This window comes from Gallaecimonas mangrovi, from assembly GCF_003367375.1.
Taxonomy (GTDB): domain Bacteria; phylum Pseudomonadota; class Gammaproteobacteria; order Enterobacterales; family Gallaecimonadaceae; genus Gallaecimonas; species Gallaecimonas mangrovi.
On sequence record NZ_CP031416.1, the window covers coordinates 4,007,808 to 4,031,395 of the forward strand.

At 53.7% G+C, this 23,588-nt stretch carries 24 protein-coding genes and 3 tRNA genes; 12 read left to right on the forward strand and 15 right to left on the reverse strand.

Annotated features, from left to right (window positions below):
• Nucleotides 1-28: 28 nt before the first annotated feature.
• Nucleotides 29-505: a Dps family protein gene (locus DW350_RS19065; RefSeq protein WP_115720459.1), complete on the forward strand. Its 477-nt coding sequence runs from the start codon at nucleotides 29-31 to the stop codon at nucleotides 503-505.
• A gap of 53 nt (nucleotides 506-558) precedes the next feature.
• On the opposite strand, the gene dtd is transcribed toward DW350_RS19065, so the two are convergent.
• From dtd to DW350_RS19080, 3 genes are read right to left on the reverse strand one after another with little or no spacing between them, the layout of a single operon-like run.
• Nucleotides 559-996: a D-aminoacyl-tRNA deacylase gene (gene dtd / locus DW350_RS19070; protein WP_115720460.1), complete on the reverse strand. Its 438-nt coding sequence runs from the start codon at nucleotides 994-996 to the stop codon at nucleotides 559-561.
• On the reverse strand, nucleotides 993-1,946 hold the full coding sequence (pip, locus tag DW350_RS19075; protein ID WP_115720461.1) for a prolyl aminopeptidase: 954 nt from the start codon (nucleotides 1,944-1,946) through the stop codon (nucleotides 993-995). Before pip ends, dtd begins: the two co-directional genes overlap by 4 nt.
• On the reverse strand, nucleotides 1,927-2,790 hold the full coding sequence (locus tag DW350_RS19080) for a virulence factor BrkB family protein (protein WP_115720462.1): 864 nt from the start codon (nucleotides 2,788-2,790) through the stop codon (nucleotides 1,927-1,929). The genes pip and DW350_RS19080 overlap by 20 nt, the downstream gene beginning before the upstream one ends.
• Before the next feature lie 69 nt (nucleotides 2,791-2,859).
• Here DW350_RS19080 and DW350_RS19085 point away from each other — a divergent pair, with 69 nt between their 5' ends.
• The 3 genes from DW350_RS19085 to DW350_RS19095 all read left to right on the forward strand — a co-directional run bounded on the left by DW350_RS19085 (nucleotide 2,860) and on the right by DW350_RS19095 (nucleotide 4,553).
• Nucleotides 2,860-3,504 (forward strand): DUF2959 domain-containing protein, encoded by a 645-nt coding sequence (locus DW350_RS19085; protein WP_115720463.1) that lies wholly within the window; start codon nucleotides 2,860-2,862, stop codon nucleotides 3,502-3,504.
• Nucleotides 3,505-3,549: 45 nt separating this feature from the next.
• Complete coding sequence (locus tag DW350_RS19090) at nucleotides 3,550-4,086, forward strand: DUF2799 domain-containing protein (RefSeq protein WP_192954754.1); 537 nt, start codon at nucleotides 3,550-3,552, stop codon at nucleotides 4,084-4,086.
• Nucleotides 4,087-4,172: 86 nt separating this feature from the next.
• The gene (locus DW350_RS19095; RefSeq protein WP_115720465.1) at nucleotides 4,173-4,553 is read left to right on the forward strand and encodes a hypothetical protein; all 381 of its coding nucleotides are present in this window, start codon (nucleotides 4,173-4,175) and stop codon (nucleotides 4,551-4,553) included.
• A gap of 25 nt (nucleotides 4,554-4,578) precedes the next feature.
• Here DW350_RS19095 and DW350_RS19100 read toward each other — a convergent pair whose 3' ends face one another.
• Nucleotides 4,579-5,970, reverse strand: coding sequence for a M17 family metallopeptidase (locus DW350_RS19100; protein ID WP_226911361.1), 1,392 nt, complete (start codon nucleotides 5,968-5,970; stop codon nucleotides 4,579-4,581).
• Nucleotides 5,971-6,037: 67 nt separating this feature from the next.
• Between DW350_RS19100 and DW350_RS19105 the strand changes: the two genes are divergently transcribed.
• Entirely contained in the window at nucleotides 6,038-6,601 is a 564-nt protein-coding gene (locus DW350_RS19105; protein WP_115720467.1) for a hypothetical protein, read from the forward strand.
• Between the two features lie 21 nt (nucleotides 6,602-6,622).
• On the opposite strand, the gene yihG (DW350_RS19110) is transcribed toward DW350_RS19105, so the two are convergent.
• Genes yihG (DW350_RS19110) through speA form a run of 3 tightly spaced genes read right to left on the reverse strand, consistent with a single transcriptional unit; the run spans nucleotide 6,623 to nucleotide 10,331 of the window.
• Nucleotides 6,623-7,552, reverse strand: a complete 930-nt coding sequence (gene yihG / locus DW350_RS19110; RefSeq protein ID WP_115720468.1) for a 1-acylglycerol-3-phosphate O-acyltransferase, YihG family — start codon at nucleotides 7,550-7,552, stop codon at nucleotides 6,623-6,625.
• A gap of 8 nt (nucleotides 7,553-7,560) precedes the next feature.
• Complete coding sequence (yihG, locus tag DW350_RS19115; RefSeq protein WP_115720469.1) at nucleotides 7,561-8,451, reverse strand: 1-acylglycerol-3-phosphate O-acyltransferase, YihG family; 891 nt, start codon at nucleotides 8,449-8,451, stop codon at nucleotides 7,561-7,563.
• Complete coding sequence (gene speA, locus DW350_RS19120) at nucleotides 8,451-10,331, reverse strand: biosynthetic arginine decarboxylase (protein ID WP_115720470.1); 1,881 nt, start codon at nucleotides 10,329-10,331, stop codon at nucleotides 8,451-8,453. The genes yihG (DW350_RS19115) and speA overlap by 1 nt, the downstream gene beginning before the upstream one ends.
• Before the next feature lie 161 nt (nucleotides 10,332-10,492).
• On the opposite strand from speA, the gene speE reads away from it, so the two are divergent.
• The 3 genes from speE (at nucleotide 10,493) to pncB (ending at nucleotide 13,319) form a co-directional block, all read left to right on the forward strand.
• Nucleotides 10,493-11,353: a polyamine aminopropyltransferase gene (gene speE, locus DW350_RS19125; RefSeq protein WP_115720471.1), complete on the forward strand. Its 861-nt coding sequence runs from the start codon at nucleotides 10,493-10,495 to the stop codon at nucleotides 11,351-11,353.
• A 96-nt stretch (nucleotides 11,354-11,449) separates the two neighbouring features.
• A complete protein-coding gene (locus tag DW350_RS19130) occupies nucleotides 11,450-12,085 on the forward strand; it encodes a nicotinamidase (RefSeq protein ID WP_115720700.1) in 636 nt (211 codons plus the stop codon).
• Between the two features lies 1 nt (nucleotide 12,086).
• Entirely contained in the window at nucleotides 12,087-13,319 is a 1,233-nt protein-coding gene (pncB, locus tag DW350_RS19135) for a nicotinate phosphoribosyltransferase (RefSeq protein WP_115720472.1), read from the forward strand.
• A 27-nt stretch (nucleotides 13,320-13,346) separates the two neighbouring features.
• Here pncB and DW350_RS19140 read toward each other — a convergent pair whose 3' ends face one another.
• The 6 genes from DW350_RS19140 to DW350_RS19165 all read right to left on the reverse strand — a co-directional run bounded on the left by DW350_RS19140 (nucleotide 13,347) and on the right by DW350_RS19165 (nucleotide 17,922).
• A complete protein-coding gene (locus DW350_RS19140) occupies nucleotides 13,347-13,670 on the reverse strand; it encodes a hypothetical protein (protein ID WP_115720473.1) in 324 nt (107 codons plus the stop codon).
• 123 nt (nucleotides 13,671-13,793) lie between these two features.
• Nucleotides 13,794-15,314, reverse strand: a complete 1,521-nt coding sequence (locus tag DW350_RS19145; protein WP_115720474.1) for a YifB family Mg chelatase-like AAA ATPase — start codon at nucleotides 15,312-15,314, stop codon at nucleotides 13,794-13,796.
• 69 nt (nucleotides 15,315-15,383) lie between these two features.
• The gene (locus DW350_RS19150) at nucleotides 15,384-16,280 is read right to left on the reverse strand and encodes a 2Fe-2S iron-sulfur cluster-binding protein (protein WP_115720475.1); all 897 of its coding nucleotides are present in this window, start codon (nucleotides 16,278-16,280) and stop codon (nucleotides 15,384-15,386) included.
• Nucleotides 16,277-16,954 (reverse strand): PepSY domain-containing protein, encoded by a 678-nt coding sequence (locus DW350_RS19155; protein WP_115720476.1) that lies wholly within the window; start codon nucleotides 16,952-16,954, stop codon nucleotides 16,277-16,279. The genes DW350_RS19150 and DW350_RS19155 overlap by 4 nt, the downstream gene beginning before the upstream one ends.
• Nucleotides 16,955-16,994: 40 nt before the next feature.
• Complete coding sequence (gene ubiK / locus DW350_RS19160; protein ID WP_115720477.1) at nucleotides 16,995-17,252, reverse strand: ubiquinone biosynthesis accessory factor UbiK; 258 nt, start codon at nucleotides 17,250-17,252, stop codon at nucleotides 16,995-16,997.
• Between the two features lie 79 nt (nucleotides 17,253-17,331).
• Nucleotides 17,332-17,922, reverse strand: coding sequence for a TetR/AcrR family transcriptional regulator (locus DW350_RS19165; protein WP_192954755.1), 591 nt, complete (start codon nucleotides 17,920-17,922; stop codon nucleotides 17,332-17,334).
• Between the two features lie 104 nt (nucleotides 17,923-18,026).
• Here DW350_RS19165 and rep point away from each other — a divergent pair, with 104 nt between their 5' ends.
• Nucleotides 18,027-20,042, forward strand: coding sequence for a DNA helicase Rep (rep, locus tag DW350_RS19170; protein ID WP_115720479.1), 2,016 nt, complete (start codon nucleotides 18,027-18,029; stop codon nucleotides 20,040-20,042).
• Here the strand turns inward: rep and DW350_RS19175 are convergent.
• Both DW350_RS19175 and DW350_RS19180 read right to left on the reverse strand, forming a co-directional pair.
• Nucleotides 20,039-22,573: a sensor domain-containing phosphodiesterase gene (locus DW350_RS19175; protein ID WP_115720480.1), complete on the reverse strand. Its 2,535-nt coding sequence runs from the start codon at nucleotides 22,571-22,573 to the stop codon at nucleotides 20,039-20,041. The genes rep and DW350_RS19175 overlap by 4 nt on opposite strands.
• A gap of 121 nt (nucleotides 22,574-22,694) precedes the next feature.
• Entirely contained in the window at nucleotides 22,695-23,105 is a 411-nt protein-coding gene (locus tag DW350_RS19180; RefSeq protein WP_115720481.1) for a c-type cytochrome, read from the reverse strand.
• A gap of 135 nt (nucleotides 23,106-23,240) precedes the next feature.
• Between DW350_RS19180 and DW350_RS19185 the strand changes: the two genes are divergently transcribed.
• The 3 genes from DW350_RS19185 to DW350_RS19195 all read left to right on the forward strand — a co-directional run bounded on the left by DW350_RS19185 (nucleotide 23,241) and on the right by DW350_RS19195 (nucleotide 23,507).
• Nucleotides 23,241-23,317, forward strand: a tRNA-Arg gene (locus DW350_RS19185).
• A 31-nt stretch (nucleotides 23,318-23,348) separates the two neighbouring features.
• Nucleotides 23,349-23,424: transfer RNA gene (locus tag DW350_RS19190), tRNA-His, on the forward strand.
• Between the two features lie 6 nt (nucleotides 23,425-23,430).
• Nucleotides 23,431-23,507 (forward strand) — tRNA-Pro (locus DW350_RS19195).
• Nucleotides 23,508-23,588: the final 81 nt, after the last annotated feature.

The following is a 23,588-nucleotide window of genomic DNA, read 5'->3' on the forward strand; positions in this document are numbered from 1 at the left end:
AATCTATCTCAGATGATTAGGAGGTCTTATGAGCAATCACAATCTGATCGGTTTAAACCAGGATGGCGTTACCAAACTCACCGGTTTATTGAATAAGTTGCTGGCTAACTACCAGATCCTGTACATGAACACCCGAGGCTTCCACTGGAACGTCCGTGGCGACAATTTCTTCGAGTTACATGCAAAATTTGAAGAAACCTACAACGATCTGCTGACTAAGGTCGACGAGATAGCCGAGCGTATCCTGACGTTGAGCGAACGCCCACTGCATAGCTTCAGTGCCTACATTGAGCGCGCCAGCATCAATGAAGAGCGTGACATTACCGATGGCAAGCAAGGTATTGCCCACCTGCTGAGCTCTTACCAAGAGCTGATTAAAGAGCAACGCGAGATCCTGTCGCTGGCTGGCGAAATTGAAGACGAAGGTACTGCCTCCTTGATGAGCGATTACATCAAAGAGCAGGAAAAAACCATCTGGATGCTGGGCGCTTATCTGAACAAATAAGCGTACTGGCCGCTAAAAAAAGGCACCCTTGGGTGCCTTTTTTATTTTTTGAATCAGGCCGTTAACCAAAAGGTGACAGGCCCGTCGTTACAAAGACTCACCTGCATATCAGCGCCAAAACGCCCGGTGGCAACGGGGAGGCCAAGGCTTTGGCAGTGCTGGCAAAAGTGCTGATAAAGCCGTTCGCCTTCGGCAGGTGGCGCCGCGCTTGAAAAACTGGGCCTGTTGCCACTTTGGGTATCAGCTGCCAGGGTGAATTGGCTCACCACCAGCAGACTGCCCGCAACTTGGCTGACATTGAGGTTCATTTTGCCCTCGTTATCGCTAAACACGCGGTATTTAGCCACCTTGTGTGCCAAGCGCTGGGCCTTGGCGTCATCATCACCCTTTTCAACACCCAGTAGCACCAGCAAACCTTGGTCAATAGCGCCTACCGTCTGGCCGTCAATATCAACCCGAGCCTTCGAAACGCGCTGAATCAGGGCAATCACTTAAGGCGTTCCCAGATCCAGTCCATGGCGCGAATAAGGCCGTCGGTAATGCCTGGCTCCATGGCGCTGTGGCCCGCTGCTGGCACTATCCAAAGCTGCGCATTAGGCAGCTGTGCGGCAAGGGCGGTGGCATTTTCCAACTTACAGACCATGTCATAACGGCCATGGACAATGACCGTCGGCAAATGGGCAATTTTGTGGGCATCACGCAGCAGTTGGCCTTCGTCGATAAAGCAGCCATTGATAAAGTAATGGCATTCCATCCGCCCCACTGACAATGCCAGGCTAGGGTCAGTGTAAAGCTCATCCACCCGGCTGGGGGGAATGAGGTTCACCATCCGCCCTTCCCACAGGGTCCAGGCCTTGGCTGCTTGCATCCGTTTAAGCTCGTTGTCGGTTGTCAGCAGCTGGTAGTAGCGATTTAACAGATCGTCAGCGTTGCCATCCAGGGGTTCTAGGAAGTCTTGGTAATGGTCAGGATAAACTTGCGATGCGCCAACGCCCGGCGCCGTCATCCACGCAAAATCTTGCTGACGGGCCAGAAAAATACCGCGCAAGATAAGGCCAAGTGCCGCTTCCGGGTGCGCCTGTGCATAAGCAAGCGCCAAGGTTGACCCCCAAGAACCGCCAAAAACCAACCACTGTTTGACGCCGACTTTTTCACGAATGAGCTCAATATCAGCAAACTGTTTTTGGGTGGTATTTTCATGAAGGGATGCGTGGGGCCGGGAACGGCCAGCACCGCGCTGGTCAAATAAAATTACCCGGTAGCGCTCTGGGTCGAAAAAGCGGCGCATGTCCTCATTGCAGCCGGTGCCCGGCCCGCCGTGCAACACAACCACCGGTATACCGTCTGGATTTCCCACTTCCTCAACATAGAGTTCGTGGCCATCGCCAACCGGTAGCCATTGTTGCCAGTTGGCTTGGATCTCAGGCAGCAGTTCCCGCATCGGTTTCTTCCTCTTGGTGTTCGTTGGCTTGGTCCAGATCGGTCAGATAAGCAGTCAGTTCTGCCCCTAGCAACACAATCAACCAGCACAGATAAATCCAGAAAAATAAAATGGGTATTGCCGCCAAAGCGCCGTAAATCAGCTGATATGACGGTACATGCGCCACATAAACGGCAAACACCCTTTTCGAAAGTTCAAACAATATTGCGGCAAGCACGGCTCCACCTAAGGCATGGCGAACCCGCACCCGCTTATTGGGTACCAGTAAGTACAGCACCATAAAGGCGGCCCAGGATGCCAGAAAAGGCGCCAAGCCAATAAGAAAAGTACGCAGCCCCGACAAGGCACCTTTTTGGAAAACATCCATACCCACCACATAGGAGGTCAGCGCCAGGGAAACCCCCATTAACAAGGGCCCCAGGGTTAATACCGACCAATAAATGGCAAATGCTACTGACCAGCGCCTTGGCCGATGCAGGCGAAAAATACGGTTAATGGTGCTATCCACGGAGCGGATCAGCATTAACGCGGTAACCACCAAAAACAAAATACCAATGGTGGTCATCTTCGAGGCATTGGCTGCAAAACCCTGCACCTGGTCGGCAATCACATCAGAGGCGGCCGGCACAAAGTTATTGAAGATAAAGCTCTGCAATTCCCCTTTAATCTGTTCAAACCCCGGGAAGGCCGAGAACAGACTGAATAACACCGCAATAAGCGGTACCAGTGACAGCAGCGTAATGTAGGCCATGGCACCGGCGTGCAGCGTCAAGCGGTCTTCCACCACCCGGTTAACAAAGCCTTTTAGATGCGTTATCAGGTCATTGCGTTGTGGCAGATGCATAGGCCTAGTTTGCTGATTGAAGGGCTGTCTTTTACTCTAACACCAAATACTTGCTGCAAAGGATTAACCATGCGTGCACTTATTCTGGCGCTGTTGGTGGGCTTTTTTATGACAGGCTGCCAAAGCGCTTACTATGCAGCCATGGAAAAAGTGGGCATTCACAAACGCGATATTCTCGCCGACCGGGTGCAAGAAGCTGGCGACGCGCAGCAACAGGCCCAGCAGCAATTCAAAGATGCTCTTAGCCACTTCAGGGCGGTGGTGCATCTTGATGACAGTGAACTGGAAGCGCGTTATGACGAGCTTTCAGCCCAATATGATGCCTCTAAAGCCGCGGCCGACAACGTTTCTCGGCGCATCGACGCGGTACAGGACGTAGCCGAAGCCCTGTTTGATGAGTGGCAAGGAGAGTTGGACCAGTACAGCTCCGCTAAACTGCGCGCAGCCTCAGCCAAGACCCTTGCCGACACCAAAGCACGCTACAAGAAGTTGCTGGCCGCCATGCGCAAGGCCGAAGCGAAAATGCCGCCGGTACTGGCCAAGTTTCACGATCAGGTGTTGTTCTTAAAACACAACCTCAATGCCCAGGCCATTGGTGCCCTCAAAGGCGAACTTGGCAATATCGAAAAGCAAGTGAATGGGCTGGTGGAGGAAATGCAAAAATCCATTGATGAATCCCAGCGTTTTATTCAGCAACTCAATAACAATGGCTGAGCTTGGATCACAACAGGTTTAGCCAAGCCGCCTATGCTGAAATTTATGGAAGCGAAAACACTCTTTTTATTCATCGCCGCACTGCTGCTAAGCGGCTGCGCCTTAACCAAACAAGATTGCGCCAAGCTCGATTGGCATCAGCAAGGCTTGGAAGACGGCTTTAAAGGCATGGTGGCACGCAGCGGCTATTGGCAGAGCCAATGCCAGGTGCATGGTTACCCGGTAAACCAAAGTGCTTACTCCAAGGGCTGGGCCGAGGGTAACCGTCAGTACTGCACACCGCAGCAAGGCTACCGTAATGGCACCATGGGCAATGCTTACCAAGGGGTTTGCCCTGACAAAACCCAAGACAGCTTCCTAAAGAGTTATAACCAGGGGCTAAAGGTTTTTCAGCGTAATCAATATCGCGAGTCCTTGTATAACCGCCAAAGTGCCATTCAGTCGCAAATTATCAAAATCGACAGCCGCTTGGACCACAACAAAAAGCTGTCACCCGATGAAAAGGACCATTTGCGCTGGCAGCGTCAGCAACTGGTTTTGGAGTCGCACCATATCGATACTATCTTGCTGCGGATGATGTAACGCCAAGAGCAACGCTCTGTTACCTTGGAAAATGTGCAAAAATGCGCCAAAGTTAAATTCAGCTTTTTGATTTTAAGGACAAAGTCATGCACCACCTGAAGATAGCCCTGCCGTTACTGGCAACCCTAGCCTCGCCGCTGGCCCTGGCTGAGCAAGGCCAAAATTGCGACAGCCACAAGGCTTATTTGGCAGGCCGCTTGGGTAAAAGCATTCAGATGCAATGCGCCCCACAACAACTCGCCGAAGTGAAGGCCGCTTTTGCCAAAGGCCAGCTACGCGCCGAGCAAAATCATTACCAAAACGCCCGCTTTAGCAATTTGCAGCAAACGCTGCGTTGGCAACGGTCTTACATCATGAATTCAGGGAACAAAGGCCAGCGTAATGACAAGGTTGATAAAGCGCTAGGGTGGCAGATAACAGCCATGCACGATGGCACTCTTGCCATTAAGGCCGCTAAACCGCAGTAAAAAAAGGCGCCCGAGGGCGCCTTTTTTATTTCAGCAGTTCGCCGCCAAGTAAGGCTTCCAAGGTAAAGCGAACACCAAAACCGGTGACCTCACTGGCTACCGGCCCTAAGCCACCTTTGTTTTCCGCAGCACTTAAATCGACATGTATCCAATGAGTACCTTGCTCCACAAAACGCGATAAAAACCGCGCCGCATCGATGTGGTCACAGCTAGAGCCGGGGTGGCATTGCTTTACGTCGGCCACGTCAGACTCGATATTACTGTCGTAATCTTCATCCAGCGGGAAGGGCCAAACCCGCTCGCCACTTTGCCGGCCGGCGGCAATAAGCGCCTCGCGCCAGTCATCACGACTGGTAAAAACGCCACTTTGCGCAGTACCAATTGCACGGATACAAGCGCCGGTCAGGGTGGCGTAATCAAACAGCACCGCCGGTTGCTCACGGGAGGCCAACGTCAGAGTATCGGCCAGTACCATACGGCCTTCGGCGTCGGTATCCACCACTTCGATGGTGGTGCCATTAAGGGCGCGCACCAGATCGTTAGGCTTATAGGCTTTGGGGCCGATATGGTTTTCGGCCAGCGCCAGCCAGCAATCCACTTCCAAGTCTGTTTGCAACTCGGTCAGTGCCAGCAGGTTACCCAGTGCCACAGCACTGCCACCCATATCGCCGTGCATACCGAACATATGGCTGGTTTTCAGGTTATAGCCACCGGTGTCAAAACACAGGCCCTTACCCACAAAAGCCACTTTGGCACGGGGGTTTGCTGGCCGGTAACGCAGCCGCACTATGGCGGCTTCGTCGTTATCAGAGCCCTTGCTAACCGCCAAAAAGGCACCGGCGCCCAGGCCATCAAGCTGGGTTTGGTCAAACAGCTCAAGTTGCCAGTTATGGTCCCGCGCCAGCGCTTCCAAGATGACGCGGTATTTGGCCGGTGTCAGTTCAGAGGCGGGCAGCGTCGTTAGCCAACGCACCAGGCCATTGGCGCGGGCCTCGGCCAGTAACCGGGCGGTATCAAGGTCGATATCGGTGCTGATCCGGCGAAGTGGCTTGGCGACTTCGGCCTCTTTTTTATAGCTCGGCAATGTCACTTGCTTGGCCAACAACACTTCAACCAGGGCCTCAACCCAGGCTTTATCTGTGCCTTGAATATGCACGCTGGCCGGTTCAAAGCCGTCTAGCGCCGCCAGCCACTTACGGGCTTGGGTCTGGCAGTCAAAGGTTGACTTCGCGGGGCCAGCATTAATCACTAAGGTGGGTTTATCGCCGCTGATAAACCAGCTTTTTGCTTTAGGAGACAGTACCTTAATGGCAGACAGTTGCTTAGGTGCCAGTGTCTGGTCCAGGCAGATAATGAGATCGGCGTCCTGATGACCGGTCACCAGCTCCACGGTGGGAAAGGCGTAATCTTGCATCATGGCTTCCTTTATTGGTGTTAAGGGCATTATAAAGATCTCTAAGGGAGAACCAATCAAAGGAATGATGATGAAAACCGCGCTTATGATCTGCCCTCTGCTCTTTACCTGTGTTTGTGCCTTCGCAGGCGAGGTGGAAGATGCAATCGCTGACAGCCAAAAGGCATACCAGCAACACAAATTGTCTGAAGCGGCCAACCAATTGGCTTACGCCACTGGCCTTATCCGCCAGCAACAGGGCGATAAACTCAAAACCCTGTTGCCAGACCCTCTCGAAGGCTGGCAGGCCGAGGCGGCAGAATCGGAGCAAAGCCAAGCCGTTATGGTCACCGGGGTAACAAGCTCGCGTTACTACCACAAAGGTGAGCAGGAGCTGACCATCAAAGTTGTTATGGACTCACCGCTCATTCAAGCCATGGCGGGACTTTACAGCACACCGAATATGGCGGTGATGTCTGGCTTCAAAGTCAAAAAGGTCAACGGCATCACTGCGCTTTTCAAAGAAAAAGGCGAGCCGCGTTTAAGCATGATGAAAGGCAATACCTTGGTGCAGATAACGTGCAATGACTGCCAAGAAGATGAGTTGCTGGCTTATGCCAAGGCCATCGATTTGGTTGCCATCAGCCAGCTATAAAAAAGGCGGCTAAGCCGCCTTTTAGGAACGTTGCTCCGACAACGCCATCTGTAGCTCGGGTTGCTGCAGCTGGGCATCGAGTTTTTTATCTTTTAGTTGCCAGCGGTGATTAAGCCAGCCTTGGAAACGACGCTTGAATTCTACGTCGCCAAAGTAGTCGCCAACAATATCAGTGCTGATGTCTAAGGCTTCCACATCAACCACGATGTGTTTGAGCTTGCCGGTCAAGATGTCGCGGCCTACGCGGCCTTCAGAGCCGGGGTAAGACAAGGTCACATCCAGCACCTTATCAAACTGGTCGCCCATTGCGGATAGCGCAAAAGCGATACCGGCTGCTTTTGGGGGCAACAAATGCTGGTAAGGCGAATGCCGCTGCTGCCGTTTTGCCTGGGTAAAACGGGTACCTTCAACGAAGTTAATCATGATGGAAGGGTGATGCTTGAGCTTGGCACAGGCTTTGCCCGTGGCTGCAATGTCTTTGCCCTTTTTGTGCGGGTGTTTTTTCAGGTAAGCGGTGGAATAACGGCGCATAAAAGGCATATCCATTGCCCAACAGCTCAGTCCTAAAAAGGGCACGTACAACAGCTCATATTTAAGGAAAAAACGCGGCAGTGGCAAGGAACCGCCGGCAATACCGAACAGCACAATAATATCTAGCCATGACAGATGGTTAGACATCATCATGTACCAGCTCTGTTTATTGAGCCCGGCCAGCCCCTTTACTTCCCAGTGCACCTTGCCGCCTAAACGCAAAATGCCCAGATTTAATAAGCTCCAGGCACGCACAGCCTGTTCCATTACCCGGGTCATGGCTCGCCGCCACATCGGAATAGGCACCAGCAGTTTCGGCAGTGACAGCAAAAACACGCTGCCCCCCCAAAAAATCAGATTCAGGGACAACAATGCAACCAACAGCGGTGCCAGGATAAACCCGGGAAGGAAACTCAGCATGGCGTCCCTTAATTCGCTTTCATGCGGGCCAGTTCGGCATCTTTCTGGGCCCACAACTGATTAACCCACTCTTGGAAACGGGCTCGGTATTCGGCGTCTCCAACATAATCACCGAGCAATTTGTCGTCAATCGGTAACACCCGAATGTTAACCTTAACCTCTTTTACCCGACCACTGATGAAGTCCCAAAAGCTCGGGATCTCCTTGCCGTAGCAGATGGTGACATCCAGCAGCTTGTGTAGCTTGTCGCCCATGGCAGTCAGCACGAAACCAATACCCCCCGCCTTGGGTTTTAACAGGTGGGTAAAGGGCGACTGTTGCTGGTCATGTTTGGCTTGGGTAAAGCGGGTGCCTTCAACAAAGTTCATTACCGCCACCGGCATGTGCCGAAACTTCTCGCAGGCCGCGCGAGTGGTCTCAATATCCTTTTGCGCCAGTGCCGGATTCTTGGCAATTTGCGCTTTGGTGTGGCGGCGCATAAAGGGGAAATCCAGCGCCCACCAGCACAGTCCCAAAAACGGCACATAGAGCAGTTGCTGCTTTAAAAAGAATTTGATGAACGGAATACGGCCATTAAATACCCGCTGCAGCACCAGGATATCCACCCAGGACTGGTGATTGGCTACCACCAAATACCAGTCTTTACGCTTAATGCCGTCCAGCCCTTCCACAACCCAGCGGGTGCGGGCAAACAAGCGGCTGTTGGCATTGTTGCAGGCTATCCACAGGGTGGCAGCTCTATCCAGCACCCAGTTGCAGCCTATGCGCACGACCTTAATCGGCAATAGCAATTTGATAACCCCTAGCCCAAAGGCCAGGGGGAACCAAAACAAGGTGTTGATGATATAACCAAGTACCGCCAGCGGGCCTTTAATAAAACCGGGCAAAAACGCGAGCATCAATCCTCCAGATAGGTATAACCGTGAATACCGGCTTCCAGCTCGGCACTGTATTGCTGGCGCTCGCTGTCGCTGAGCTTGGCGGCTGCCAGTTGACGGCGGTAGCCCTGAATGAGGCCTTTGGGGTCAAAGCTGACATAACGCAGCACGTCCGCCACGGTGTCGCCCTTTTGGGCGGCATCAAAACGGTAACCGTCTTGGGTCAGTTGCACATGCACCGAGTCGGTGTCGCCAAACAGGTTATGCAAGTCACCCAAAATTTCCTGGTAAGCACCGACCATGAAAAAGCCGATGTGATACTCGTCGCCCGGCTGATAACCGGTCAACGGCAGGCTAGATTCAATGCCTTCAGCGTCTACGTATTCACGAATTTGCCCGTCGGAGTCGCAGGTAATGTCCTGAATAACCGCCCGCGAGGTAGGGGCTTCATCCAGGCGGCTGACCGGCATGATCGGAAACAGCTGGTCAATGCCCCACACATCCGGGGTGCTTTGGAACAAGGAGAAGTTACAAAACAGCTTGTCGGCCAGTTTTTCGTTCAGCTCGTCCAGCACCGGGCGATGGGCGCGGCTGCGAGGGTTAAGCTGCTCACGCACCGCGCGGCACACTGCCATGTACATTTTTTCGGCCACCGCCCATTCGCCAATACGCAGCAGACCATGGGTGTACATGGCGTGGGCTTCCGACAAGAAATACACCGCGTCGTGGTAGCTTTCCAGCGGCGGCTCTTCGTTAATAAACTCAAGGGTGCGCCACAAGTCTTTCAGTACCGAAGGGGCTTCGTCGTCAGGCTCGTCAAACTGGGCCTGGCTTGGCGCCTGTTCAACGTCAATGACGTTAGTGATCATCACCGCGTGGTGGGCAGTCATGGCCCGGCCAGACTCGGTAATAATGTCCGGCTCCGGCAGGTCGCGGGCACTACAAATTTCTTTTAAGGCGTAAACCACCTTGGCCGCGTACTCATCCACGGTGTAGTTCATCGAACAGTTACCGCGCGAGCGAGAGCCTTCGTAGTCCACACCCAGGCCGCCACCCACATCCACCACGTTAAGGGGCACACCCAGCTCACGCAGTTCGGCGTAATAGCGGGCACATTCTTTTAGCGCGCCTTGGATGTCGCGAATGTTGGCTACTTGCGAGCCAATATGAAAATGCACCAGTTTTAGGCAATCGAGCTTACCGGCTTCGCGCATCATTTCGACCGCTTCCAGCACTTGGTGAGCAGCCAGGCCAAACTTGCCTTTTTCGCCGCCGGTGTTCTGCCAGTTACCTTTACCGACCGAGTTCAAACGCACTCGCACCCCAACGAGAGGGTCGATGCCCATTTCCTTACTTTCACCCAGCAGTTTTTTCAGCTCGGACAGCTTTTCCACCACCACATAGACTTTGTGGCCAAGGCGGCGGCCAATCAGCGCAAGGCGCAAAAATTCCGAGTCTTTATAACCGTTACAAACGATGGTGATAGGCCTTGTCGCCACACCCAACACCGCCATTAGTTCCGGCTTGGAGCCCGCTTCCAGGCCAACATTGGGGCTGGCATTTAACAGGCCTTCAACCACCGATTTTTGCTGGTTAACCTTGATGGGATAAACGGCGTGATAGCGGCCAGAATAGTCAAGATTGTCCACCGCTTTGGCAAAGCCGGTGGTCAGCCTTTTAACGCGGTCGGTCAGAATGTCGTTAAAACGCACCAATACTGGCAACGACAGGCCCTGGTTTTTCAAGTCTTTAACCAAATCCGATAAGCGCACCCCGGCGCGGTCACGGTTGCGGTCGGGAAACGCGACCAGTTCACCTTGATCGTCAATATCAAAATAACCGTCGCTCCAATGAGCGACACCGTAAAGATGGCGTGCCTTGTCCAGGGTCCAGTTTGGCATGGTTAGCAGCTCCTATGGCCGCAAGGAATTTTAGGGGGCGTATTGTAATGATCCCCAAACCCCTGTGCAGCTAAAATGTGCGCAAAATCCATTGTGCCCACCCTAAAGCGGGGGCACAATGCGCCCTCGTTTTTCGCCCTCGTCGATGGAGACAGACAGTCATGTCGCAATTGGACCCCAAACACTGGTTCACTGAGGTCAGTGACCGTGACGGCAGCGCTTTTTCTCTGCGCATCACCCAGCATTTGGAAACCCGCCAGTCTCAGTGGCAAACCACTGAAATGTATAACACCACCGACTGGGGCAAACTGATGATTATTGACGGCTGCACCATGGTGTCCAGCCGCGATAACTTCCTTTACCACGAAATGATGAGCCACCCGGCGCTTTATACCCATCACGATCCGAAAGTGGTGGTGATCATCGGCGGCGGTGACTGCGGTACCCTGCGCGAAGTACTTAAACACCCTGGCGTGGAAAAAGCCATTCAGATAGACATCGACGAAAACGTCACCCGCTTGTCTGAAATTTATTTTCCGGAGCTTTGTGAGTCTAACGACGACCCAAGAGCCGAGCTGAAATTTATTGACGGCATTCAGTGGATGAAAGACCGCGACGACGCCTCGGTAGACATTATTATCGTTGACTCCACCGACCCTATCGGTCCGGCCAAAGGTCTCTTTAACTGCGCCTTTTACCAGGACTGCCTGCGCACCCTGCGCCCCGGCGGCATTCTGGTACAACAGTCGGAAAGCCCGCTGCTGCACGTGCCGCTTATTCAAGAAATGCGCAGTGAAATGAAAAGCGCCGGCTTTAACCAGTTCCAGACCCTGCCGTTCCCGCAGCCGCTGTATCCGTCTGGCTGGTGGAGCTGCACCCTGGCGCGTAAGGACGAAGCCTTTGGCGATTTTCGTCGCGATGCCGCCGACGCCCAAGCCTTTGAAACCCACTATTACAACAGTGGTGTGCACCAAGGCGCCATGGCGCTGCCGAACTTCCTGAAAAAAGCGCTGGAAGACTAAGCCGCCACCGGTAGGTGAATTAATCGCAAAAAGCGCACTTCGGTGCGCTTTTTGATTTGGTATAGTGCCAACATTCATCCACCACCGGAGGCGCCCATGATTGCCTCATTTGATGTTGATGCCCAGCGTACCTTTACCCCACTTTGCCCAAGCGAATTGCCGGTACCGGGGGGCGACCAAATAGCCGAGGAACTCAACGAACAGGCAGCCCTTGCCCATTTTCGTATTGCCTCCAAGGACGCTCACAACCCCAATGCCAAGTGGGTGGTGGATACCCACGATGACATGCTCCAACCCTTAGATTTACCCCACGCCGACCTTACCTGGGTGCGCCACGCCGAAACCGGTACCGAAGGTTTTGAACTGCTACCGGGCCTGCCACAGCCAGACCAGTACGACTTTCTGGTCTACAAGGGCGTCGAGAACCACATGCACCCTTACGGCGCCTGTTACCACGACCTTAACGACCGCATTTCCACCGGCGTTATTGAGTGGCTGCGCTGCAAAGAAGTACACACCGTCTTGGTGGGTGGCCTGGCCCTGGATTTTTGTGTGAAGACCACCGCCATGCAACTGGCCAATGCCGGTTTTAATGTCTACCTCAATCAGGCAGCCTGCCGGGCCATTACCCCGGAAGGTGCCAAAGCGGCTTGCCAGGAAATGGTCAAAGCCGGTATCCACCTTGTGGATAACACCCGAACCCTGGCTCAGTTCGTCAATAAGGATCTTTGATATGTTCGGAAAGACCGCCGTGCAGAGTCTGCTCGACACCGACTTTTATAAGCTGACCATGCAACAGGCTTACCTGCACCAGCAACCTAACACCCAGGCCCGCTGGACCTTTCGCTGCCGAAGCGACGAAGACTTAAGCCCCTACATCGCGCCGCTTAAAGAAGAATTTGCTTCACTGTCGCAGCTGTATGCTACCGAAGATCAGCTCTCCCACCTGCGCCAGCATTACCCTTTTTTAAAGCCCGATTATCTGGAATTTTTGCGGCTGTTTCGCTTTAACCCCAACTTCTTAAAAGTCAGCGCCCAAGATGGCCAACTGGTGATTGAGGCCAATGGCCCGCTGCTGCATGTGTCGCCACTTGAAATACCGGTGCTGGCGGCCATTTCCGAGATCCGTAACCGCCACCGCTACCCGGAAGTGGATGCCGAGCGCATTCATAAAAGCACCCAAGCAAAAATTCGCCAATTGGAAAACTACGGTGACAAGGTCGACTTAAACGAGTTTTTATTTACCGACTTTGGCACCCGCCGCCGCTTTAGCTTTGCCGCCCAAAAAATGGTGCTAGAGCAAATCAAAACGGCGCTACCTCAGCATTTTGCCGGCACTTCAAACCCCCATTTGGCCCGCGAGCTGCACCTGCGTTGCCAGGGCACCATGGGCCACGAGTGGCTGCAAAGTCACCAGGCACTTAACTACCGCCTGGTAGATAGCCAGAAAATGGCGCTGGAAAACTGGGTAAAAGAATTTCGCGGCGATTTGGGCGTGGCCCTGACCGATGTCATTGGCGTTGACAGCTTCTGCCGCGACCTTGACCGTTATCTGGCCAAACTGTACGACGGTTTTCGCCATGACAGCGGCGACCCTATTGAGTGGGGCGAGAAAATCATCAAGCGCTTGGAAGAGCTGGAAGTGGACCCAACTCGCAAACGGTTAGTGTTCTCCGACGGCCTTAACTTCGAGCGGGCGGTGCAGATTTACAGCCACTTTAAGGGCCGTATCAATACCGCTTTTGGTATCGGCACCTGGTTGATGGGCGATTTTGGCATCAACGAACCGATGAATATCGTTATGAAACTGACCCGCCTAAATGGCCAACCGGTGGCGAAAATTTCCGACAGCCCCGGCAAAACCATGTGCGATGACGAGAACTTCCTGCGCTACCTGATGCAGGTGTTCCAGGTGCAAGGCACGGTGCAACAGCAGGTGCTAGACCAATTCAATCCGCACCACTAAAAAAGCCGCCTGTGGGCGGCTTTTTGGTCACTGGCGAGCATGGGCAATGGCCAACAGCACAATGATTTTGGAAATAAAGTCAGATACTGATTTTTGATAGTCAGCAAGCTTGGCGCTGAGGTCGGCATTGAGGGCTTTTAGCTGCGCTTCGGTGAGGGGGATTTTAATGTCGGCCGTCACCGACATAGACACCACCGCTTTTGACTCGTCAAACAGCGGCAACGCCACCTTCAGGGCTGATTCCACTGCACCGTTGGAAAAGCCCAGTTTGGCCAATTCTTCACGCAGTGCCTGCTCAAGCTCTGCGTCACAGCGACGATAGGGTTTTTCAAATCGGATCCCGGAATCCACAGCAGCACCTCAATGGTTGTGTTCTTCCAAGGATAGAGGACGGCAGCCAAGCCGCGACGACTGAAGCCCAAGTCGTGATCCAGCTAGCAGCCCTGAAAATTCTTCTAAATTCAGCACGTCTTTTTAGGGTAACGCACCGAGCAGCCGGTCCATCGCCCGGTATTGCATGGCTTCACTCAAGTGCTGTTGGTTAATGGCGTCTTGCTTTTGCCAGTCGGCGAGGGTACGCGCTACCTTCAGCAACTTATGGTGTACCCGCGCCGATAGCCCCAGGGCTTGTAAGGTAGCGTCGTACCACTGGGCAAGCTGTGGTGGCAGTTGGCAGGCAAGGCGCATGGCTTCTCCTTGCAGGTCGCTATTAAGGCAGCCTTGACGCTGATATTGCCGCGCTTGGCAAGCGGCCACCAGGGCCCGTAAAGCGTCATTATCCGGCCCGGTTTGCTGCTGCCCGCTTAAGCTGCCCGGCGGCAACATTGCCACTTCCACTTGTAAATCGATACGGTCCAGAAAAGGCCCGGACAGCCGCGCCAAATAGCGGCGTATTTGCTCAGGGCTACAGCGGCAAGCCCGCCGTGGATTACCAAAATGCCCACAGGGGCAGGGGTTGGCGGCGGCAATTAACCGAAACCGAGCCGGGAACTTGGCCTGATGGGCAGCGCGGCTGATGCTCACTTCGCCGGTTTCCATGGGCTCGCGCAGGCAGTCCAGCACCTTACGGTCATACTCGGCCAATTCGTCTAAAAACAGCACGCCGTTATGGGCCAGGGAAATTTCCCCCGGCCTTGGAATAGAGCCACCGCCGACCAAGGCCACCGCCGAGGCGGTGTGATGAGGCGTGCGCCAAGGAGGACTGAGCCAGTTGTCGGTTTCGCGCGGTTTACCCGCCAACGAATGAATGGCGGCGCTTTGTTGGGCGGCATCTTCACTTAGCGGTGGCAATAACACCGGCAACCTTCTTGCCAGCATGCTTTTGCCGGTGCCGGGTGGGCCGATAAATAACAAGTGGTGGCCTCCGGCGGCGGCGACCATCAGCGCTCTTTTGGCCTGAGCCTGGCCGACCACATCGTTAATAGACAGGCTATCTACTGGCGTTATCGCAGCTGGTGATTCAAAGCGTAATAACGGCAAAGGCTGCTGCCCGGCCAGGTGAGCACATACCGCCAGCAGCGAAGGCGCGCCGTAAGCACTAAGACGAGAAAGTAGCTGCGCCTCATTAAGGCTTGCCTCTGGGAAGATAGCGCTGCGCTTGGCTTGCTGGCAGGCCAGCAACGCCGGCAAAAGCCCAGAGCCTGGGCGCAGCTCACCAGACAGCGCCAGCTCGCCATAAAACTCCAGCTTATTGTTGTCGGCCATCGGCACCTGGTTCGAGGCCTGTAAGATGCCAACGGCAATGGCCAAGTCAAAACGTCCCCCTTCCTTGGGCAGCTCGGCAGGCGCTAAATTCACGGTGATACGGCGGGCAGGAAACTCAAAACCGGCATTGATGATCGCAGAGCGCACCCTTTCACGGGCTTCTCGGACCGAAGCCTCGGGCAACCCCACCAGGGCAAAAGCTGGCAAGCCATTGCCAATATCCACTTCCACCGTGACCAATGGGGCGTCCATCCCCAGTTGGGCACGGCAGTACAAGGTTGCTAACGCCATGGTGACTCCCTGTCGGCCGCATTGCCTTGATAATAGGCAATAACCGGCAGTGGAGCCTTGTTGCTTTCGTTAGACTTCTTCGAGAACGGGCAGCACTTCTGGAGGGGGGATGTCAGCCACCGACTGACTTTTATCGAGGGCAGTAAGGGTACAACCTTCACTGGGTAACTGCTGACACGCCAAACGTACACCTTCAGCTAAGGCATCATCGCTGATAAGGCGCCGCTCGGCCGCAGAAACGGTAAGCGGTTTGCCAGTGGTATTTAGCCGCACGGCGCAACCTCCGCAGCGACCACCACCATCACAGGGGCCGGTAACGGGCATGCCCGCTTTCGCCAACCGCTGGGCAAGGGTGCCCCGGCCCGGCGTTAATTCGTCAATAGGGAAACCGACTAACGCAACTTTCGTGCTACGTCGCCGCTGCCAAAGGCGGCGGATCGCCATGCCCAGACCGCTACCAATAAGTAACATTGCAATAATGCTTGCTAGCTTAATCAGCGGTTGGTTGAAATTACTGCCGTTGCCAAACCAATCCATAAAATGCAGGCGCAGCAGCACAGGGGTTAGCCAATACTGGTTAGTTTTGATTTTACCGTCGTCGCCCAGTGTCACCACAAAATGACCAGGTAATGTGGTGCGCCAACCATGGTCAAGACGCTCTAAAGGCCCCGTTTCCTTACCCGGAAAATACTGGGCTAACAGCAATTGGGCATCGCCTTGTGTCATCGGGGTCAGCACTTGGCCATCGACCAAGATACGGGTTTTACCAAGCAAGGTGATGGCACCCACCGAGCCGGCACCGGCTGGTGGCTGCGGCAAGACCAGTTTCTGAGCATCCAGGGGTTCAGGGGTGCGCACCACTGGGGTTGGTGGTGTTGGCAAAAGCCCCAACCCCAAGCCGGTAACCACCCAAATAAGCATTTGCAGGCCCACCAGAAGTGCCAAGATACGGTGCCAGCGGTTCATTGCTCAGCCCTTTTAAAGTGAGTGCGCAGCCACAATAGGCTTCCGCTGATCATCAGCACCAAAGACAGCACACAAAAGGCCTGGAACCACGGTAAGTTAAGGCGAGAACGCTGGCTGTAATCCATGATGTGTAGCGACCACGCTACATCAAACCAACGCCAATAGCGATGCCGCTGGGTCAGCAAAGAACCGGTCTGGTCTGTTAAATAAAGGGTGGTGTCGTAGGCGTCATGGAAGTTAACACGCCAGACAGGCAACGGCCTGTCACCCAGTTCACGCGGCGGATCTTTGTCTATTTTGGTGACCGACTCCACCGTGCCTTTACCGCGATAATAACCCTTGGCCAATTCGCCAATGTCTTGCTTACCCAGTAAAAATGGCAAACCATTGCTGGCATCCAGCAAAAAGGAACCACTGTCGGCCTGGACCTCATACACCGGGTGACCCAAGCGCGTTGTCAGGGTTAACTTGCGGGTGGTTGGCGGCAGTTTAAGGGCATTGGGCGAGACATAGTCAGGCTGCCATACCAAAGGTACCGGATGTGCATCCACCAACGGCTTGCCATGGATAAAGTCGAGATTTACCCACACCATATAAAGCCCGGTCGCTCCCCAGAGCAACCACTGGATCCCGGTTATCCACCCTAACCAAAGGTGCCAACGTCGCCACCTCATGACACCTTCTTCCTTATAATTAAAAAATGGCTAATATACGTCAGCTTTCAGGCTGACTTGAATCTTTTTCTAAGGCTTCAACCCGGGCTTCCAGGGCATCCAGTTTTTCACGCGTTTTCAGCAAAACACGGCTCTGCACGTCGAATTCATCGCGGCTAACCAAGTCTAACTTCATTAACTGCGCCTGTAACACCTGTTTTACTCTCGATTCCACCTCATCACTGAAGGCTTTGACGCCTGGCGGCATGGCATTGGTGATTTGTTTGGCCAGTTCTTCGAGTTTTTGGGTGTTAATCATGGTTGTCTCCTTCTACCCTACAGGCAATCTGCCTGGCAGTGTACCTTTGCCTATATTACTGCATCTTGCGGGTCAGCGATTAACCGCCGTCGGCCGCTATCGCATCCCAACACGCATTTCTGACATTATCCAGCGCATTGGCATCCAGATTCACCTTGCCAGCCAGATGTTTAAAGGCCAGATTGGCGCAAACTTCAAAGGTTAAAGCCCCGAAGACTTCGTCCGCCATCGTTTTAAAAGCGCCACTGGCTCGGCCTTCTTCCCAGAACTTCTTGACTGGTGCAAAGACCTCTTCTTCAGCACTCGACATACTGCTAGCCAGTTCCAACGGCAGCCGTTCAAACTGTGACTTACACACCAGCAAGTCAGGTTTTTCAATAAACAGTGCCCAGCTTTGGTTCCACAAGTAGTCAAAGCGGCTGCGCAAGTTACTGCTTGGGTCATACTCCGCCAGCAACTGCGCACCGACATCACAGATCACTTGGTCATGTAATGCCAAAATCAGGCTGTTTTTTGAATCGAAGTAACGATAGATGGTGCCGGCGGCCACACCCGCTTCTTTGGCCACCAACTGCATGGAAAGGCCATGAAAGCCGTAATGCGCCAACAGTTTTTCGGTGGCTTCAAGGATCATCTGCCGCTTATCGGCCAGTTTGCTGCATTTTATCATGGTCAGATGAGTGAATGAACGTTCATGCATTCTAACAGAGGTGATGCACAAGGCCAGCATCTGTTGAGGTACAATGGCGCGCCCCTTCACACTCAGGTTTGTTGATGAAACTCAATCCCCGCCAAGACGAAGCCGTTAAATACATCTCCGGCCCAATGCTGGTGCTGGCTGGCGCAGGCTCGGGGAAGACGCGGGTGATCACCAATAAAATTGCTTACCTGGTGCAAGAGTGTGGCCGCCAAGCCAAACATATTGCCGCCGTCACCTTTACCAACAAGGCCGCGCGGGAGATGAAAGAGCGGGTTTCGCAGACCTTGGGTAAAAAAGAGGCTAAAGGCCTGCTGGTTTCAACCTTCCATACCCTGGGCCTCACTATTTTAAAAAAAGACGGCCACCACCTCGGGCTGCGCCCAGGCTTTACCCTTTTTGACGAAGCCGACATGAGCCATGCCTTAAAGGAAATTGGCGCCAAGGCACTGCAAGACGACAAAGACTTGCTTAACCAGCTGATTAGCCGCATTGGCCAGTGGAAAAACGATCTGGTGCTGCCAGATAAAGCCAAGGTACAAGCCCGCGAGGGCAAAGAGGCGGCCTTTGCCGAAATTTACGACCGCTACAGCCAATACTTAAAAGCGGTCAATGCGCTGGATTTTGACGACCTTATTCTGCTGCCAACCTTACTGCTGGCAAACAACGAGAAAGTGCGAGAACGCTGGCAAGACCGTATCCGCTATTTATTGGTAGATGAATACCAAGACACCAACACCAGCCAATATGAGTTGGTTAAATTGCTGGTGGGGAGTCGAGCCCACTTCACTGTGGTTGGGGATGACGACCAGTCTATTTACTCCTGGCGCGGCGCCCGGCCCGAAAACCTGGTGCGCCTGCAAAAAGACTTCCCAGCCTTAAAACTGGTCAAGCTTGAGCAAAATTACCGCTCTACCGCCACCATATTAAGAAGCGCCAACATCCTTATTGCCAATAACCCCCACGTTTATGAAAAAGAGTTGTTCTCAGAGCTGGGGCAGGGTGAGCGGCTGAAGGTGATGATGGCCAATAACGAAGATCATGAAGCCGAGCGCGTGGTCGCCGAGATTTTGTCCCATAAATTTTTAAACAAAACCCACTACAAAGATTATGCGGTGCTCTATCGCGGCAATCATCAGTCCCGCCTGCTTGAAAAGGCCCTGATGCAAAACCGCATTCCCTACCGTATCTCCGGTGGCACCAGCTTTTTCTCGCGCGCCGAAATCAAAGACGTTATGGCTTACCTGCGCCTTTTGGTGAACCCGGATGACGACACCTCGCTGCTGCGCATTATTAACGTGCCGCGCCGGGAAATTGGCCCGGTAACAATGGAAAAACTCGGCCACTACGCCAGCTTGCGTAAAGCCAGCCTGTTTGCCGCCAGCTTTGATTTGGGGCTAGAACAGCACTTGAGTGGCCGCGGCTTGGAAGCCGTGCAAGGCTTTACCCGCTGGCTCACCGATATTCAGGAACAGGCCAAACGTGGTGACCCGGTTGATGCCGTACGTGAGCTTATCCGCGGCAGCCACTACGAAGACTGGCTCTACGAAAGTTCGCCGTCCCCTAAAGCCGCCGAGATGCGCATGAAAAACGTCTCCACCTTGTTTGGCTGGGTATCGGGCATGCTCAAGGGCGACGACTTAGACGAACCCATGACCTTGCAAGACGTGGTTACCCGGCTAACCCTGCGTGACATGATGGAGCGCCAAAGCGAGGAAGGGGAAGCTGACCAGGTGCAATTAATGACGTTGCACGCCTCCAAGGGCTTGGAGTTTCCCTATGTTTACCTTATCGGCATGGAAGAAGGCTTGCTGCCTCACCAAAGCAGCATTGATGAAGACAACATCGAAGAAGAGCGCCGCCTGGCCTATGTGGGTATCACCCGCGCCCAGCGCGAGCTGACTTTTATTTTGTGCCGCGAACGCCGTCAGTTTGGTGAAAGCATCCGTCCACAGCCCTCGCGCTTTTTGGACGAACTGCCACAAGACGACCTGAAATGGGAAGACCGTAAAGAGCCCAGCACACCGCAAGAGCGCCAGGCCAAAGGCAAGGCCAACATCGCCAACTTAAGGGCGATGTTGAATAAGGATTAAGCGCAAAGCATCAATGCGGCCTGCGACGTTGCCAAGGGGCTACACAACAGCTCGCCCTGGCCGTAAGAACAACCCAGGCTTTGCACCATATCGAGTTGACTGTCGTCTTCTATCCCGTGGGCAATAAGCGGCACTTTCAGATAGCGAGACATGGCAATCACGGTTTGCAGCAAGCTTTTTCCCCGCTCGTGCTCCGAGATTTGTTTAAGAAAATGCGGGCTCATTTTCAGCGCTTGGAAATGATGCTGCATCAACACCGACAAGGTGGCCGAGCCGGCGCCAAAATGGTCAAGCACCAAACCCACACCAATCTGGCTGAGTTCTTCCAATACTTTGTCGATAATGGTTGCCGACTGCACCAGCACATTTTCACGCACCTCAACCAGTAATTGCCCCGGTGAAAGCTCATGCCGACGCACCTCATCTTTAAGGTGCTGCACAAACGCCGGGTTGTTAAGGCTGCGCACCGACAAATTGACCGACACAAACAGTGGATGCTCTGACATCTGGTGGCCCCAAATGCCAAGCTGGCGGCAAGCATGGCTAACCATTTGCGTATCAATGTCGACAATAATGCCGGTCTCTTCTGCCGCATCTAAAAACACATCCGGCGTTAACTCGCCGCCACCGGTACGTGGCCAACGGGCCAGGAGTTCAAAGCCTTGCAGCTTGCGCGATGGCAAACTGAAAATCGGTTGAAAAGCCGGGAAAATTTGCCCGCTTTCCACTGCTTGGCGCAGCGCATTTTGCAAACTAAAGCGGCTAACCAAACTCTCACGCATGGTGTCGTCAAAGAACACCGCCTGGCCACGGCCGCGGGCTTTTGCCTGATACATGGCGGTATCAGCGTCACGCAGCACTTCAGATGCATCCTTGTAACGGCGGTTAAGGTGGGCAATGCCCACAGAGCCGCCGCAAAAAACCTGTTGCTGCTGAATATCAAAAGGCTGATGCAAGGCAGCAATAATGCGCTGGGCAACGATGTTTACGTCTTCGTCGTGTTGCACGCAATCGAGCAGCACCACAAATTCATCGCCCCCTAACCGCGCCACCATATCGGTTTCACGCACGCAGGCTTTTAGACGCTCGGACACTTGTGTCAGTAGCTGGTCACCGGCCAAATGCCCCATCGAATCGTTGATCATTTTAAAACGGTCAAGGTCGATAAAGGCCACCACATAGTGGCGGTTGGGGTAACGGCTCAAGGATTTCAAAACACGGTCAAGCTGGGTAGTAAAGAAGGTACGGTTGGCAAGGCCGGTCAGGGCGTCGTGCATGGCATCAAAGCGGTGGCGTTCGGCCAGGGCGGCCTTTTCCTGCATTTGCAAACGCAGGGCGCCATTGGCTACTTCCAGTTCACGGGTGCGCTCCGCCACCTTAAATTCAAGGTCACGCTTGGCGACTTCCAGCATTTCCCGATAACGGCGACGGCCAAGTGCTTCGGATACGGAGCGGGAAACAAAGGTAATAAGTTCTAGATCTTCGCGGCGATAGCGCTGGGAATTATCGTAACTCTGCACCACCAGCGCACCGATAATTTGGCCGTCCACAACCAAGGGACCACCCAGCCAATGAAAGGCTTCGGTGCCGGTGGGGTCAATTTCGCCAAGGTTAATCAGTTCATCGCGCAGTTTGCGGGTCACCAATATGGCTTCACCGCTACGCATCAAGTATTCGGTTAGGCCTTTGGCCGGCTTTCGCGCTTGCGGCTTGGTCTGCTTTTGGTCAACAAAATACGGAAAGGTCAGGGTCGGGTCCGATTGCCCATCCAGCAGCGCAATATAAAAGTTTTTGGCGGCAATCAGCCGGGTAACTTGGTCATGCACTTTGGCATAAAACAGCTGTGGATCGCCGTCGCTGTGGGCCAGTTCGGTCAGTTGCTGCATCACTGACTGGAAGGTTTCGGCCCTTTTGCGCTCTTGGACTTCACGGCGCAGCATTTGGTTGCTTTCATGAAGAGCCTGGGTGCGCTCTAAGATTTGCTGTTCCAGCAGTTCACGGTGGCGGATCCGCTCAAGGGTGTTAGTAACCTGCCGAGCCACAAACATCAGCAGCTGTTTGTCGTCTTCGCTGTAGCGGGTTTTGGCGTCATAGCTTTGCACCACCATGGCACCGATAAGCTTGTTGTTGTGCTTGAGTGGAATACCCAGCCAGTCAACCGAACCAGAGCCGATGTGTTCAATCTCGCCTTTTTCCGCCAACTCCTTAAAGCCGTCTTCGCTTAATAGCAGCGCATCGCCGTTACGCAGCATGTAACCGGTTAACCCGCGGTGCAGATCGGAAGAGCTGACGGTGTCTGGTGTCATGTGCGGATCAGCCATGTCCACCATATAAACCAGTTCTATGGTGTCATCGAACTCATGGTAAAGGGCAACATAAAAATTTTCTGCGGGCAGCAGGCTACCAATGATCTTGTGCACCTGAGGGAAAAACGAGGTGAGATCGGTGGTTTCGCTGGCGAGTTCAGCGATATCGAAAAGGGCATCCAATAAAACATCTTTGGCGCCCATGAGCAGCTTGCTTTCGTCCATGAGGCTCAAATTCTGTCGCGGGCCTGTGAAAGGCGGTCAGGTTTTTTAGCACAAAAATTAGGCACTTCTCAACACTTCCCTGCTCAGAAAGCCAAATATGATGACATTTATGAGACGCGCTTCACTGGTCAGCCATATATTTGATTGCAGCAGTGATTTCCTGCTTAGTGCAGTTCATGCAAGCGCCCTTGGCAGGCATGGCATTAAAGCCATTAACCGCATGCGCTAGCAAGGTATCCATGCCTTTGGCCAAGCGAGGTTGCCAATCGGCTTGGTTATGGGCTTTGGGCGCATTAAGGGCGCCGGTGCCATGGCACGCAAAGCATGCACTTTGATAAACCTGTTCGCCGCTGCGGCCACTGGCCGTTGTGGTTTTTGTTTGCTGGCCTTCAATTTTGACTTCGCCAACGGGCTTTATCCGCTCAGTAATGGCCTGTTTGGTTAAACTGTCATCACCTGCTTGGGCGTAGCCTGCCGTTAAAAAGAACAGTCCCAGAAAAAAAACACCCAAAATCCGCTTATTTGTTGTCATTACTGCCTTCCTTTATGTCTTTTCATTGACCAGCTTGGCCAGAAAGTAGCCGAACGGGCATTTTTAAGCATTTTTTTCCTGCTTGGCCATAGACGACCCCATACCAGGTCAGTATTATATGCGCTCGCCGGTCGGGCGCCCGTAGCTCAGCTGGATAGAGCGCTGCCCTCCGGAGGCAGAGGTCAGAGGTTCGAATCCTCTCGGGCGCGCCATCCCGATAAAATATGGCAGCAAGAATTTTTGGTGGGCGTAGCTCAGTTGGTAGAGCCCCGGATTGTGATTCCGGTTGTCGTGGGTTCAAGTCCCATCGTCCACCCCATTATTTCGGTGCTTAGCGCAGTTTGGTAGCGCATCTGGTTTGGGACCAGAGGGTCGGGGGTTCGAATCCCTCAGCACCGACCACTTTAAAAAAAGCTCGCAGTTGCGGGCTTTTTTATTGCCCGCTGTCCGGGCATCCCCAATAAAAAAGGGCCTTTCGGCCCC

Coding starts and splice junctions, on each gene's coding strand:
- pip (WP_115720461.1), bottom strand. CDS start 1,946: ATGCGGGAACTGCTGCCTGAGATCCAAGCCAACTGGCAACAATGGCTA.
- DW350_RS19175 (WP_115720480.1), bottom strand. CDS start 22,573: ATGGACGAAAGCAAGCTGCTCATGGGCGCCAAAGATGTTTTATTGGAT.
- DW350_RS19100 (WP_226911361.1), bottom strand. CDS start 5,970: ATGATGCAAGATTACGCCTTTCCCACCGTGGAGCTGGTGACCGGTCAT.
- yihG (WP_115720469.1), bottom strand. CDS start 8,451: ATGCTCGCGTTTTTGCCCGGTTTTATTAAAGGCCCGCTGGCGGTACTT.
- DW350_RS19180 (WP_115720481.1), bottom strand. CDS start 23,105: ATGACAACAAATAAGCGGATTTTGGGTGTTTTTTTTCTGGGACTGTTC.
- DW350_RS19090 (WP_192954754.1), top strand. CDS start 3,550: ATGGAAGCGAAAACACTCTTTTTATTCATCGCCGCACTGCTGCTAAGC.
- pncB (WP_115720472.1), top strand. CDS start 12,087: ATGTTCGGAAAGACCGCCGTGCAGAGTCTGCTCGACACCGACTTTTAT.
- yihG (WP_115720468.1), bottom strand. CDS start 7,552: ATGCTGAGTTTCCTTCCCGGGTTTATCCTGGCACCGCTGTTGGTTGCA.
- rep (WP_115720479.1), top strand. CDS start 18,027: ATGAAACTCAATCCCCGCCAAGACGAAGCCGTTAAATACATCTCCGGC.
- DW350_RS19085 (WP_115720463.1), top strand. CDS start 2,860: ATGCGTGCACTTATTCTGGCGCTGTTGGTGGGCTTTTTTATGACAGGC.
- DW350_RS19065 (WP_115720459.1), top strand. CDS start 29: ATGAGCAATCACAATCTGATCGGTTTAAACCAGGATGGCGTTACCAAA.
- speE (WP_115720471.1), top strand. CDS start 10,493: ATGTCGCAATTGGACCCCAAACACTGGTTCACTGAGGTCAGTGACCGT.
- DW350_RS19105 (WP_115720467.1), top strand. CDS start 6,038: ATGAAAACCGCGCTTATGATCTGCCCTCTGCTCTTTACCTGTGTTTGT.
- DW350_RS19095 (WP_115720465.1), top strand. CDS start 4,173: ATGCACCACCTGAAGATAGCCCTGCCGTTACTGGCAACCCTAGCCTCG.
- DW350_RS19165 (WP_192954755.1), bottom strand. CDS start 17,922: ATGATAAAATGCAGCAAACTGGCCGATAAGCGGCAGATGATCCTTGAA.
- DW350_RS19150 (WP_115720475.1), bottom strand. CDS start 16,280: ATGAACCGCTGGCACCGTATCTTGGCACTTCTGGTGGGCCTGCAAATG.
- DW350_RS19080 (WP_115720462.1), bottom strand. CDS start 2,790: ATGCATCTGCCACAACGCAATGACCTGATAACGCATCTAAAAGGCTTT.
- speA (WP_115720470.1), bottom strand. CDS start 10,331: ATGCCAAACTGGACCCTGGACAAGGCACGCCATCTTTACGGTGTCGCT.
- ubiK (WP_115720477.1), bottom strand. CDS start 17,252: ATGATTAACACCCAAAAACTCGAAGAACTGGCCAAACAAATCACCAAT.
- DW350_RS19145 (WP_115720474.1), bottom strand. CDS start 15,314: ATGGCGTTAGCAACCTTGTACTGCCGTGCCCAACTGGGGATGGACGCC.
- DW350_RS19130 (WP_115720700.1), top strand. CDS start 11,450: ATGATTGCCTCATTTGATGTTGATGCCCAGCGTACCTTTACCCCACTT.
- DW350_RS19155 (WP_115720476.1), bottom strand. CDS start 16,954: ATGAGGTGGCGACGTTGGCACCTTTGGTTAGGGTGGATAACCGGGATC.